Annotated in this window: 12 protein-coding genes; 9 read left to right on the top strand and 3 right to left on the bottom strand. The window is 74.5% G+C overall.

Annotation, left to right across the window (positions count from 1 at the left end):
• The first annotated feature begins 25 nt into the window (after positions 1-25).
• The gene (purD, locus tag ACI78V_RS18610) at positions 26-1,294 is read left to right on the top strand and encodes a phosphoribosylamine--glycine ligase (protein WP_456853417.1); all 1,269 of its coding nucleotides are present in this window, start codon (positions 26-28) and stop codon (positions 1,292-1,294) included.
• A gap of 79 nt (positions 1,295-1,373) precedes the next feature.
• Here purD and ACI78V_RS18615 read toward each other — a convergent pair whose 3' ends face one another.
• Positions 1,374-2,792 carry an AI-2E family transporter gene (locus ACI78V_RS18615; RefSeq protein ID WP_456853419.1) on the bottom strand — a complete coding sequence of 473 codons (1,419 nt, stop codon included), beginning with the start codon at positions 2,790-2,792 and terminating at the stop codon, positions 1,374-1,376.
• A 125-nt stretch (positions 2,793-2,917) separates the two neighbouring features.
• On the opposite strand from ACI78V_RS18615, the gene purB reads away from it, so the two are divergent.
• Genes purB through ACI78V_RS18650 form a run of 7 tightly spaced genes read left to right on the top strand, consistent with a single transcriptional unit; the run spans position 2,918 to position 9,605 of the window.
• Positions 2,918-4,225, top strand: coding sequence for an adenylosuccinate lyase (gene purB / locus ACI78V_RS18620; protein ID WP_456853421.1), 1,308 nt, complete (start codon positions 2,918-2,920; stop codon positions 4,223-4,225).
• On the top strand, positions 4,222-5,085 hold the full coding sequence (locus tag ACI78V_RS18625) for a phosphoribosylaminoimidazolesuccinocarboxamide synthase (protein WP_456853423.1): 864 nt from the start codon (positions 4,222-4,224) through the stop codon (positions 5,083-5,085). Before purB ends, ACI78V_RS18625 begins: the two co-directional genes overlap by 4 nt.
• 1 nt (position 5,086) lies before the next feature.
• Entirely contained in the window at positions 5,087-5,851 is a 765-nt protein-coding gene (locus ACI78V_RS18630; protein WP_456853424.1) for an alpha/beta fold hydrolase, read from the top strand.
• 46 nt (positions 5,852-5,897) lie between these two features.
• Positions 5,898-6,197 (top strand): phosphoribosylformylglycinamidine synthase subunit PurS, encoded by a 300-nt coding sequence (gene purS, locus ACI78V_RS18635; protein ID WP_456853426.1) that lies wholly within the window; start codon positions 5,898-5,900, stop codon positions 6,195-6,197.
• An 11-nt stretch (positions 6,198-6,208) separates the two neighbouring features.
• On the top strand, positions 6,209-6,880 hold the full coding sequence (gene purQ / locus ACI78V_RS18640; protein WP_456853428.1) for a phosphoribosylformylglycinamidine synthase subunit PurQ: 672 nt from the start codon (positions 6,209-6,211) through the stop codon (positions 6,878-6,880).
• The gene (gene purL / locus ACI78V_RS18645) at positions 6,877-9,210 is read left to right on the top strand and encodes a phosphoribosylformylglycinamidine synthase subunit PurL (RefSeq protein WP_456853430.1); all 2,334 of its coding nucleotides are present in this window, start codon (positions 6,877-6,879) and stop codon (positions 9,208-9,210) included. Before purQ ends, purL begins: the two co-directional genes overlap by 4 nt.
• A complete protein-coding gene (locus ACI78V_RS18650; protein WP_456853432.1) occupies positions 9,210-9,605 on the top strand; it encodes a sterol carrier family protein in 396 nt (131 codons plus the stop codon). The genes purL and ACI78V_RS18650 overlap by 1 nt, the downstream gene beginning before the upstream one ends.
• A gap of 116 nt (positions 9,606-9,721) precedes the next feature.
• Here the strand turns inward: ACI78V_RS18650 and ACI78V_RS18655 are convergent, their stop codons facing one another.
• Together ACI78V_RS18655 and ACI78V_RS18660 are read right to left on the bottom strand one after the other, a co-directional pair.
• Positions 9,722-9,862, bottom strand: coding sequence for an MFS transporter small subunit (locus ACI78V_RS18655; protein WP_456853434.1), 141 nt, complete (start codon positions 9,860-9,862; stop codon positions 9,722-9,724).
• Complete coding sequence (locus tag ACI78V_RS18660; protein WP_456853436.1) at positions 9,859-11,274, bottom strand: OFA family MFS transporter; 1,416 nt, start codon at positions 11,272-11,274, stop codon at positions 9,859-9,861. The genes ACI78V_RS18655 and ACI78V_RS18660 overlap by 4 nt, the downstream gene beginning before the upstream one ends.
• A gap of 206 nt (positions 11,275-11,480) precedes the next feature.
• On the opposite strand from ACI78V_RS18660, the gene ACI78V_RS18665 reads away from it, so the two are divergent.
• Positions 11,481-11,839: alcohol dehydrogenase catalytic domain-containing protein (locus ACI78V_RS18665; protein WP_456853438.1), on the top strand; the 359-nt coding region annotated here is incomplete at its 3' end.

Consider the following 11,839-nt stretch of genomic DNA (forward strand, 5'->3'; position numbering starts at 1 on the left):
CCCCGCGTCGGTAGGGTCGCGGTCCGTGCGCGTGCTCGTGATCGGCTCCGGTGCCCGGGAGCACGCCCTGTGCGTCGCTCTGCACGACGACCCGGCGGTGACGGCACTGGCCTGCGCGCCGGGCAACGCCGGCACCCGCGCGGTCGCCGAGGCGGCTGCCCTCGACGTGGCCGACCCCGTCGCGGTCGCCGCCCTGGCCACCGGATGGGGCGCGGACCTCGTGGTGATCGGTCCGGAGGTGCCGCTCGTGGCCGGGGCCGCCGACGCCGTCCGGGACGCCGGGATCGCCTGCTTCGGACCGTCGGAGCAGGCCGCCCAGCTGGAGGGCAGCAAGTCCTTCGCCAAGCACGTGATGGCCGCCGCCGGCGTGCCCACCGCCCGGTCGTGGCCCGTCGGTGGCCCGGCCGAGCTGGAGACCGCGCTGGACGAGGCGGGCGCGGTGGGCGGGGGCCCGTTCGTGGTGAAGGACGACGGGCTGGCCGCGGGCAAGGGCGTCGTCGTCACCACCGACCGGGCCACCGCCGTCGCCCACGGGCACCGCGTGCTCGACGCCGGCGGGGCGGTACTGGTCGAGGAGTACCTCGACGGCCCCGAGGTGTCCCTGTTCGCCGTCACGGACGGGACGACGGTGCTGCCGCTGGTGCCCGCACAGGACGCCAAGCGCCGCGACGACGGCGACGCCGGGCCCAACACCGGCGGGATGGGCGCCTACGCGCCGCTGCCGTGGGCGCCGCCCGGCCTGGTCGACGAGGTGCTGGCCACGGTGCTGCAGCCGACCGTCGACGAGATGCGCCGCCGCGGCGAGCCGTTCTCCGGGCTGCTGTACGCCGGGCTGGCGCTGACCTCGCGGGGCGTGCGGGTCGTGGAGTTCAACGCGCGCTTCGGCGACCCGGAGACGCAGGTCGTGCTGCCGTTGCTGGAGACCCCGCTGGCCGGGCTGCTGCACGCCGCCGCCACGGGCACGCTCGCCGACCACCCGCCGCTGCGCTGGCGGCCGGGGGCGGCGGTCACGGTCGTCGTCGCCGCGGCCGGGTACCCGGAGCGGCCGCGCACCGGCGACCCGATCACCGGCGCGGACGGCGAGGGCGTGCTGCACGCGGGGACCACGCTCGACGCGGACGGGACGGTCCGGTCCGCCGGCGGGCGGGTGCTCGCCGTCACGGCGGTGGGTGAGGACCTGGCCGCTGCCCGCCAGCTGGCCTACGAGCGGGTGGCCGGGGTGCGGCTGGCCGACGCGCACTGGCGCACCGACATCGCGCTGGCTGCCGTCGAAGGACGCATCACCGCCCCCTGACCGGTCGCGCGGTCGCGTCCGGCCCCGTCCGGGGCACCGCCCCGCGCCTGCGGAGGGTGGGGAGGGCGGGGTCCTCCTGCTACTCCGCGGTGACCGCCGGCCGCGCCCGTTCCGGGCGCGGTTCGGGCGGCCGCGGCCCGTCGTGCCGCCGGCTCAGGTAGGTGCCCGCCACGTTGGCGCAGGCCACCAGCGGCACGGCGATGAGGGCGCCGAAGATCCCGGCGATCAGCAGCCCCGCGGCGATGGCCAGGACGACGGCCAGCGGGTGCACCCGCACCGCCCGGCCCAGCAGGAGCGGCTGCAGGACGTGCCCCTCCAGCTGCATGACCGCCACCACGATGGCCAGCGCGATCAGGGCGGTGATCGGGCCCTTGGACACCAGCGCGACCAGCACGGCCACCGAGCCGGCCAGGAACGACCCGATGATCGGGATGAACGCGCCGAGGAACACCAGCGCGGCCAGCGGGATCACCAGCGGCACGCCGAGGACGGCCAGGCCGATGCCGATGCCGACCGCGTCGACCAGGGCGACGGCGACGGTCGCGCGGACGTAGGAGATGAGCGTGCGCCACGAGCGGCGGGCGGCCTCGTCGACGTAGGCGCGGGCGTCGGCCGGGCACAGGCCGATCAGCCAGAGCCAGATCGAGCGGCCGTCCTTGAGGAAGAAGAACAGCGTGAACAGCGCGAGGACGATCCCGGTGAAGACCTCGCCCACGGTGGCGGCGGTGGTGAGCGCGCCGGAGGTCAGGGTGTCCTGGTTGGCCACCAGCGCGTCCTGCGCGGCGGTCAGGGCCTCGTCGATCTGCCGCTGCGACACCGGGAAGCTGTCGACGACGAAGTCCCGCACCTGGGTGAGGCCCTGGCTCACCTGGTCGGCCAGGTCGGAGAAGCCGGCTGTGAACCGCTCGACGACCAGGGTGATGATCCCGGCCACGACGCCGAGCCCGACGACCAGCATCGCCAGCGCCGCCAGGGACCGGGGCCAGCCGTGCCGCACCAGGGCGGCGGCGCCGGGCTGGAGGAGGGCGGACAGCAGCAGCGCCACGAACACCGGCACCAGGACGACGGCCACGTGGGCGGCGGCGTAGAGGAGCACGTAGATGCCGGCGATCACCACGATCAGCCGCCACGACCACGCGGCCGCGATCCGGAGACCGGGCGGGACGACGGCGTCGTCGCTGCCGCGGCGGTCGGCACCGGTGAGCCGTCGGGCGTGCTGGCCGGTGCGGTGCGGACGGCCCCCGGCCGGGGGACCGCTCACCCCGCCGGGCTGGATCGGCCCGTCGAGGTCCGGGGCGCCCGGCTCGGGACTGCCCAGGGGTGGCTGCGCCTCGTCGTCGCCCGGTGGTGGGTCGACGGCGGGCTCCACGGGGACGTCGTCGTGCACGAGGATCGCGCGGTCGTCGTCCCGCTCCGGCCAGCCGTGCGGGTCGTGCTCGGCGGCCGCACGGATGCGCTCGCGCGCCCGGTTCACCAGCGAGGAGGCCTGGCGCAGCATCGGTACCTCCCGCGGGGCAGTAGGGGCCTGGACGATCATCGAAGCCCCACAGGGGGGACCCCGCCAGCCCTGCGGGAGGATGTCCCCGTGGTGCGACGAGCTGAGCAGTGGCAGGCGGTACCCGCATGATCGAGCGGTACACGCTCCCCGAGATGGGACGGGTCTGGAGCGACCAGCACAAGTACGAGCTGTGGTGCCGGGTCGAGACCCTCGTCCTCGAGGCGCACGCCGCGGCCGGGCGCGTCCCCGCCGACGTCGTGGAGCCCGTGCGCAAGGCGGCGCCCCCGACGCCGGAGCGGGTCGCGGAGATCGAGGAGACGACGCAGCACGACGTCATCGCCTTCCTCACCGCGTGGGCGGACAACACCGAGCCCCGGTCCGCGGCGGCGTTCGTGCACCACGGCATGACCTCGTCGGACCTGCTGGACACCGCACTGGCGGTGCAGCTCACCGAGGCCACCGACCTGCTGCTGGCCCGGATGGACCGGCTGGTCGCGGTCCTGCGGGACCACGCGCTGGCCCACCGGCACACCATCAGGGTCGGCCGCACCCACGGGGTGCACGCCGAGCCCGACGTCTGGGGCCACCGGGTCGCCGACATCGCGTTCGCCGCGGCCCGGTCGCGCGACCGGCTGCGGGCGGCGCGGGAGCGGGTCGGCGTCGTCGCCATCTCCGGCGCGGTCGGCACCTACTCGCTGATCGACCCGTCGGTCGAGGTGGCGGTCGCCGAGGCGCTGGACCTGCGCCCGGCCGACGCCTCCACCCAGGTGGTGCTGCGCGACTCGGTGAGCGAGTGGGTCGCCGCGCTCGCGATCATCGCCACCGTCTGCGAGACGGTGGCGCTGGAGGTGCGGCACGGGCAGCGGACCGAGGTGCGGGAGCTCTCGGAGGCCTTCGGCTCCGGCCAGAAGGGCTCGAGTGCGATGCCGCACAAGAAGAACCCGATCCGCTCCGAGCGCATCGCCGGCCTGGCCCGCGTGGTCCGCGCCGCCGTCGTCCCGGTGATGGAGGGCATCCCGCTGTGGCACGAGCGGGACATCTCGCACTCCTCCACCGAGCGGGTGTTCCTGCCCGACGCCGCCGTCACCACCGACTACCTGCTGCACCTGACCACCGGTCTGGTGGAGAACCTCGTGGTGGACGCCGACCGGATGCGCGCCAACCTGGAGTCCACCGGCGGTCTGATCTACACCTCCTCGGTCCTGCTCGAGGTGGTGGAGGGCGGCCTGTCCCGCGAGGACGCCTACGCCCTGGTGCAGTCGGCGGCCATGGAGACGTGGAACACCGGGACGCCGTTCCGCGAGACGCTGCGGCAGCGGGCCGCCGCCTCCGGCGTGACGCTCGACGAGGCCCGGCTGGACGAAATCTGCCGGCCGGAGCGGTACGTGGCGAACCTGGACCCGCTGTTCGAGCGGCTGGCTGCGCTGAGGTGAGCCTCGACCTGCCCCTGGTGGCGCGCGGCAAGGTGCGTGAGGTCTACGACGCCGGCCCCGACCGGCTGCTCCTGGTCGCCTCCGACCGCATCTCGGCCTACGACCACGTGCTGCCGACGCCGATCCCCGACAAGGGGCGGGTCCTCACCGCGCTGTCGGTGTGGTGGTTCGAGCAGCTCACGCCGGTGCTCGAGCAGTTCGGGGCGGCGCACCACCTGGTGTCGGCGTCCGACGTCCCGGCCGAGGTGGCCGGGCGCGCGATGCTCGTGCGGCGGCTGTCGATGCTGCCGGTCGAGTGCGTGGCCCGGGGCTACCTGTCGGGGTCGGGCACCGTGGAGTACCAGCGGTCCGGCGCCATCCGGGACGTCGCGCTGCCGGCCGGGCTGGTCGAGGGCTCGCAGCTGCCCGAGCCGGTGTTCACGCCGTCGACCAAGGCGGAGGTGGGCGAGCACGACGAGGCCATCGACTTCGCCGCGGTGGAGGGCGCCGTCGGGGCCGGCCGGGCCGCCGAGCTGCGCGAGCTGACGCTGGCGCTGTACCGCCGCGGCGCGGAGATCGCGCGGGAGGCGGGGATCATCCTGGCCGACACGAAGTTCGAGTTCGGCCTGGACGCCGACGGCCGGCTGACCCTCGGCGACGAGGTGCTCACCCCCGACTCCTCCCGATTCTGGCCGGCGGTCACCTGGTCGCCGGGGGCCGCGCAGCCCTCGTACGACAAGCAGTTCGTGCGGGACTGGCTGACGACGTCCGGCTGGGACCGCGTCTCCCCGCCGCCGGAGCTGCCGGCCGACGTGGTGGCGGCGACCCGCGAGCGCTACGTGACCGCCTACGAGACGCTGACGGGCACTACGTTCCGCTGACGTGGCACTGACGCGCGCGGGCATCGCCTACCGCTCCGGTGGGTCCGGGCCGGACCTCCTGCTGCTCCTGCACGGGCTGGGCGCCACCGGTGCGGTGTGGGACCGGCTGCTGCCGCTGGTCGAGGCCTCCTGGCCGGGGTCGTGGGCGGTGCCCGACCTGCGCGGCCACGGCCGGTCGGTGGCCGAGCCGCCCTACGGGTACGGGGTGCACGCGGCCGACGTCGCCTCGGTGGCCGCGGCGGCCGGTGCCGCGCGGGTGACCGTCCTGGGCCACTCGTTCGGCGGCGTCGTCGGCGCGGTGCTGGCCGGCGGCTGGTACGGCGTCGAGGTGAGCCGCGTGGTCGCCGTCGGCGTCAAGATCGACTGGACGCCCGAGGAGGAGGCGCGCGCCCGCACGATGGCCGCGCGCCCGCCGCAGGTGTTCCCGACCGCCGCCGAGGCCGCCGACCGGCACCTCAGGCTGGCCGGGCTCAGCGGGCTCGTCCCGCCGGAGGACGCCGTCGCGCGGGCCGGCGTCCGGGAGACCGAGGGCGGGTACACGGCCGCGCTCGACCCGCGCGCGTTCGGCGCCGTCGGCCCGTCGGTGGAGGAGGTCCTGTCACGATCGGCCGCGCCGTTGCGGCTGGCCGCCGGGTCCGCCGACCCGATGGTCGGCCTGGCCGCGATGCGGCGGGTGGACGTCGACGCGGTGCTGCTCGAGGGCGCCGGCCACAACGCCCACTGGGAGGCACCCGAGGCGGTGTGGTCCCTCGTCGCCCCCGCCTGAGCCGCGCCGCTCCCCCGCCGGGATCGCCGGTCCCGTGGCGGCGGGCGTGGGCAGGGTCACCCGGCGGGCGGCCGGTGGGCTGCGCGACCCCGGTACCCTCGACGTCGTGCCCCAGGTGGTCGTCGACGTCGTCCTGAAGCCGGAGATCTCCGACCCCCAGGGTCAGGCGGTGCTGGGAGCGCTGGGCCGGCTCGGCCACGACAGCGTCCGCAGCGTCCGCCAGGGCAAGCACTTCGTGCTCGAGGTCGACGGGACGCCGGACGAGGCGGAGCTGAAGCAGATCGCCGAGACGCTGCTGGCCAACCCCGTCATCGAGGACGTCGAGCTGCACCTCCCGACCGACTGAACGGAACCGCTGTGCGCATCGGTGTCATCACCTTCCCGGGCTCCCTGGACGACGTCGACGCCGCGCGCGCGGTGCGACTGGCCGGCGCGGAGCCGGTCGCGCTCTGGCACGCGTCGCACGACCTCCAGGACGTCGACGCCGTCGTCCTCCCCGGCGGCTTCTCCTACGGCGACTACCTGCGGGCGGGCGCGATCGCGGCGCGGGCGCCGATGATGGCCGACGTCGTCGACCGGGCCCGCCGCGGCATGCCGGTCCTCGGCATCTGCAACGGCTTCCAGGTGCTCTGCGAGGCCGGTCTGCTGCCCGGTGCGCTCACCCGCAACGGCCACCTGCACTTCCGCAACCGCGACCAGGCGCTGCGCATCGAGCGCGCCGACACCGCGTGGACGGCGTCCTACGAGGCCGGCCAGCGGATCGTCGTCCCGGTGAAGAACGGTGAGGGCCGCTACGTCGCCGCGCCCGCCGACCTCGACCGCATCGAGGGGGAGGGCCGGGTCGCCGTCCGCTACGTCGAGGGCAACCCGAACGGCTCCATGCGCGACATCGCGGGGGTGACCAGCGCGGACGGCCGCATCGTCGGCCTCATGCCGCACCCGGAGCACGCCGTCGAGGACCTCACCGGCCCGAGCACCGACGGCCTGGGCTTCTTCACCTCCGTGCTGACGGCGATGGTGTCCGCGTGAGCGCCGGCCTCTCCGACCTCGACACCGGGCCCGGCCCGCTGCAGCACCAGCTCGACACCGTCGAGCTCGCCGCGCGGACGGCCGACGTCGAGCAGCCCTACCGGGAGCTCGGCCTGCGGGCCGACGAGTACGCCCGCATCAAGGACATCCTGGGGCGCCGGCCCACCACGGCCGAGCTAGCCATGTACTCGGTGATGTGGAGCGAGCACTGCTCCTACAAGTCGAGCAAGGTGCACCTGCGCCGCTTCGGCGACCTGCCGCCCAGCGAGGCGCTGCTGGTCGGCATCGGCGAGAACGCCGGCGTCGTCGACGTGGGCGACGGCTACGCGGTCACCTTCAAGGTCGAGTCGCACAACCACCCCAGCTACGTCGAGCCCTACCAGGGCGCGGCGACCGGGGTCGGTGGCATCGTCCGCGACATCCTGACCATGGGTGCCCGCCCGATCGCGGTCATGGACAGCCTCCGCTTCGGCCGCGCCGACGCCCCCGACACCGCCCGGGTGCTGCCCGGCGTCGTCGCCGGGGTGGGCGGCTACGGCAACTGCCTGGGCCTGCCCAACGTCGGCGGCGAGCTGCTGTTCGACGACTGCTACGCGGGCAACCCGCTGGTCAACGCGCTGTGCGTCGGCGTCATGAAGCACGAGGACGTCCGGCTGGCCAAGGCCGAGGGCGTCGGCAACAAGGTCGTCCTGTTCGGCGCGCGCACCGGCGGGGACGGCATCGGCGGCGTGAGCGTCCTGGCCTCGGAGACCTTCGACGCCGAGGGCCCGGCCAAGCGGCCCAGCGTGCAGGTCGGCGACCCGTTCACCGAGAAGCTGCTCATCGAGGCGTGCCTGGAGATCTTCGCCGCCGACCTCGTCACCGGCATCCAGGACCTCGGCGGCGCCGGCCTGTCCTGCGCGACCTCCGAGCTGGCCAGCGCCGGCACCGGCGGCATGCACGTCGACCTCGACCGGGTGCCGCTGCGCGACAGCACGCTCACGCCCGCCGAGATCCTGATGAGCGAGTCGCAGGAGCGCATGTGCGCGATCGTCGAGCCGGACAGGGTCGACGCCTTCCTCGCCGTCTGCCGCAAGTGGGACGTGCTCGCCACCGTCATCGGGGAGGTCACCGACGGCGACCGGCTCACCGTCGACTGGCACGGGGAGCGCATCGTCGACGTGCCGCCGCGGACCGTCGCGCACGAGGGCCCGGTGTACGAGCGTCCGATGGCGCGCCCGGCCGACCTCGACGCGCTGCAGGCCGACGACCCGGCCGCGCTGCCGCGCCCGCAGACCCCCGAGGAGCTCACCGCGCACTGGCTGGCCGTCGTCGCGAGCCCCGACGGCGCGGACAAGTCCTGGGTCACCGAGCAGTACGACCGCTACGTCCGCGGCAACACCGTGCTGGCCCAGCCCGACGACGCCGGCGTGGTGCGCATCGACGAGCAGACCCACCGCGGCATCGCGCTGGCCCTCGACGGCAACGGCCGCTACGCCCGGCTGGACCCGTACACCGGTGCGCAGCTCAACCTCGCCGAGGCCTACCGCAACGTCGCCGTCTCCGGGGCCCGGCCGCTGGCGGTCACCAACTGCCTGAACTTCGGCTCCCCGGAGGAACCCGAGGTCATGTGGCAGTTCGCCGAGGCCGTCCGCGGCCTGGCCGACGCCTGCCGCGCCCTGGGCCTGCCGGTCACCGGCGGCAACGTCAGCCTCTACAACCAGACCGGCGACGTCGCCATCAACCCGACGCCCGTCATCGGCGTCCTCGGTGTCCACGAGGACGTCCGGAGGCGCGTCCCCACCGGCTGGCGGTCGGCGGGGGAGACGGTGCTGCTCCTCGGCGAGACCCGGCCGGAGTTCGGCGGGTCCGCGTGGGCGTCGGTCGTCCACGGCCACCTCGGCGGCCGCCCGCCGGCGGTCGACCTCGAGGCCGAGCGCGCGCTCGGCGAGCTCCTCGCCACCCTGTCCCGCGAGGGCGTGGTCAGCTCCGCGCACGACCTCGCCGACGGCGGCCTGGCCCAGGCCCTGGCCGAGTCCGCGCTGCGCTACGACGTCGGCGCCCGGCTGAGCCCGGTCGGGGACGCCTTCACGGCGCTGTTCAGCGAGTCCGCCGCGCGAGCCGTCGTCACGACGTCGGACCCCGAGGCGGTGCGGCGGGTCGCCGAGGAGGCCGGGGTCCCGGTCACCGAGCTCGGGACGACGGGCGGCGACGTGCTGGCGGTCGAGGGCGTGGGCGAGCTGCCGCTGGGTGGGTTGCGGGCTGCGTGGAGCGCCACCCTGCCCGCGCTGTTCGGCACGCCCGAGGCCACGGTGGGCGCCGTCCCCGCGGGGACCGTCCCGACCAGCTGATGCCCGCCCCCATCTCCGCCGAGGAGTTGCGGGCGGCGCTGGCGCCCACGCTGGCCTGGGTGGCGGGCGAGGCGGAGCAGCCGCCCCGGTCGGTGGTGGGTGCGGCGGTGCGGACCAGCGCCCGCTGGCTGGCCCAGCAGGTACCCGGCCGCTCGGTGGAACTGCGGGTGCCCCCGCACGTCGCCGTCCAGTGCGTGCCCGGGCCGCGGCACACCCGGGGCACGCCGCCGAACGTGGTGGAGACCGATGCGGCCACCTGGCTGCGGCTGGCCACCGGCCGGCTGGACTGGGCGACCGCGGTCGCGGGCGGCCTGCTCGCCGCCAGCGGCAACCGCGCCGACCTCTCCGAGCACCTCCCGCTGCCGCCGCTCGGCCGCCGGGAACGCCAGCCGTAGCGCTCCGCGGGGTCCGGTCCTGGGCGGGCTGCTGGGCCGGCGACGAGGTCCCCGCACAGCAGCGCGCCCCCGTCCGGTGCCGGACGGGGGCGCGCTGTCGGTGTGGTGGAGGTGGATCAGCCGGTGAAGAGGGCGATCGCGGTCTTCACGGTGTTGTACAGGCCGTAGGCCAGGGGGACGCCGACGAGGGTCCAGGCGAAGGCGATGAGCCCGGTCGGGGTGTGGGTCGGCTGCTGGTCTCGGGAGGGCGAGCTCATCGGGCGGCGCTCCGTTCGGGGTTCGCGCGGGCGGTGGCGGGGGTCGTCCTCCTCGGCTCGTGCCACTTGTCGGCCACCGGCCGGACGAGGAGGTTCGCGATGAACCCGATGGCGAGCAGGCCCACCATGATGAACAGGGCGGGCCGGTAGTTGGCCGCGACCAGCTCACCGGGGGTGCCCTGGGTGTCCAGCACGCTGTTGATGATCAGCGGGCCGGCGACGCCGGCGGCCGACCACGCGGTGAGCAGGCGGCCGTGGATGGCGCCGACCTGGAAGGTGCCGAAGAGGTCGCGCAGGTACGCCGGGATGGTGGCGAACCCGCCGCCGTAGAAGGAGATGATGATCGCGGCGAGGATGACGAAGATCCAGGTCGCGCTGCTGCCGATCGTGGCGAGCAGGACGTAGAGCACCAGCCCCACGCCCAGGTAGACCATGTAGATCGGCTTGCGCCCGATGAAGTCCGAGGTCGTGGACCAGGCGAACCGGCCGCCCATGTTGAACAGCGACAGCAGGCCGACGAAGCCGGCGGCCGCGGTCGCGGCGACCGTCGAGGTGCCGCCGTCCCGGAAGAAGTCCTGGATCATCGGCGCGGCCTGCTCCAGGATGCCGATGCCCGCGGTGACGTTGCAGAACAGGACGATCCACAGCAGCCAGAACTGCGGGGTCTTGATCGCGTTGTCGGCCGACACGCTCTCGGTGGTGACCAGCGCCTTCTTCTTGACCGACGCCGGGTCGAAACCCGCGGGCCGCCAGTCGTCGGCCGGCACCCGGATGATGAAGGCGCCGAACATCATGAAGACCAGGTAGACCAGGCCCAGGGTGAGGAACAGCAGCGCGACGGCGTTGCCGCTGGGCACGGTGCCCGCGCTGCCGTCGTAGGCGGGGTCGTAGACGTCCATGAGCTGGCGCGACAGCGGCGAGGCGATCAGCGCGCCGCCACCGAAGCCCATGATCGCCATGCCGGTGGCCAGGCCCGGCCGGTCGGGGAACCACTTGATCAGCGTGGAGACCGGCGAGATGTAGCCGATGCCGAGGCCGATGCCGCCGAGGAAGCCGTAGCCGAGGTACAGCAGCCACAGCTGCTCGGTGGCGATCCCGAGCGAGCCGACGAGGAAGCCGGAGACCCAGAAGCAGGCGGAGGTGAACATCGCCGCCCGCGGGCCGTTGCGGTCCACCCACGTGCCGAAGAGCGCGGCGGAGACCCCGAGCATGACGATGGCGATCGAGAAGATGATCCCGATCGCGGTCAGGCTGGAGTCGAAGTGCTCGACCAGGGCCGTCTTGTAGACGCTGGTGGCGTAGGCCTGGCCGATGCACAGGTGCACCGCCAGGGCGGCCGGTGGGATGAGCCACCGGTTGAAGCCGGGTCGGGCCACGATGCGCTCGCGCGCCAGGAAACTCGGTACTGCCACGGACGGACCTCCGGTCGAGGGGTGCCCCGGGTGTCCCGGGTGCATCGTGTGGCTCACGCTCACGAAACCCCGGGGACGTTACGTCCAGGCCGGTCATGTCGCTCGGCGACCGTGACCGTTCCGTTGCGGACTCAACCACCCGACGGGGGCTTCCGCATGCCGGGAGCGCCCGTCGACCCGCGCGGGCCCCGTTCTAGGCTGCCCGCATGGCCTATGAGGTGAAGGGCGTCGTCGCCCGCAGCAAGGGTGCTCCGGTCACCGTCGAGACGATCATCGTCCCCGACCCGGGTCCGGGTGAGGCGGTCGTCGACGTCCAGGCGTGCGGCGTCTGCCACACCGACCTGCACTACCGCGAGGGCGGGATCAACGACGAGTTCCCGTTCCTGCTGGGCCACGAGGCCGCCGGCGTGGTCTCCGCCGTCGGTGCCGGCGTCACCAACGTCGCCGTCGGGGACTACGTGGTCCTCAACTGGCGGGCGGTGTGCGGGGAGTGCCGCGCCTGCCGCAAGGGTCAGCTGCAGTACTGCTTCAACACCTCCAACGCCACCCAGAAGATGACCCTGGC

The organism is Geodermatophilus sp. SYSU D00742, assembly GCF_054049935.1.

What these genes read in the sequence shown, in the direction of transcription:
- ACI78V_RS18650 (WP_456853432.1), top strand. Translation starts at nt 9,210, where the DNA reads ATGCCCGCCCCCATCTCCGCCGAGGAGTTGCGGGCGGCGCTGGCGCCC.
- ACI78V_RS18655 (WP_456853434.1), bottom strand. Translation starts at nt 9,862, where the DNA reads ATGAGCTCGCCCTCCCGAGACCAGCAGCCGACCCACACCCCGACCGGG.
- purB (WP_456853421.1), top strand. Translation starts at nt 2,918, where the DNA reads ATGATCGAGCGGTACACGCTCCCCGAGATGGGACGGGTCTGGAGCGAC.
- ACI78V_RS18615 (WP_456853419.1), bottom strand. Translation starts at nt 2,792, where the DNA reads ATGCTGCGCCAGGCCTCCTCGCTGGTGAACCGGGCGCGCGAGCGCATC.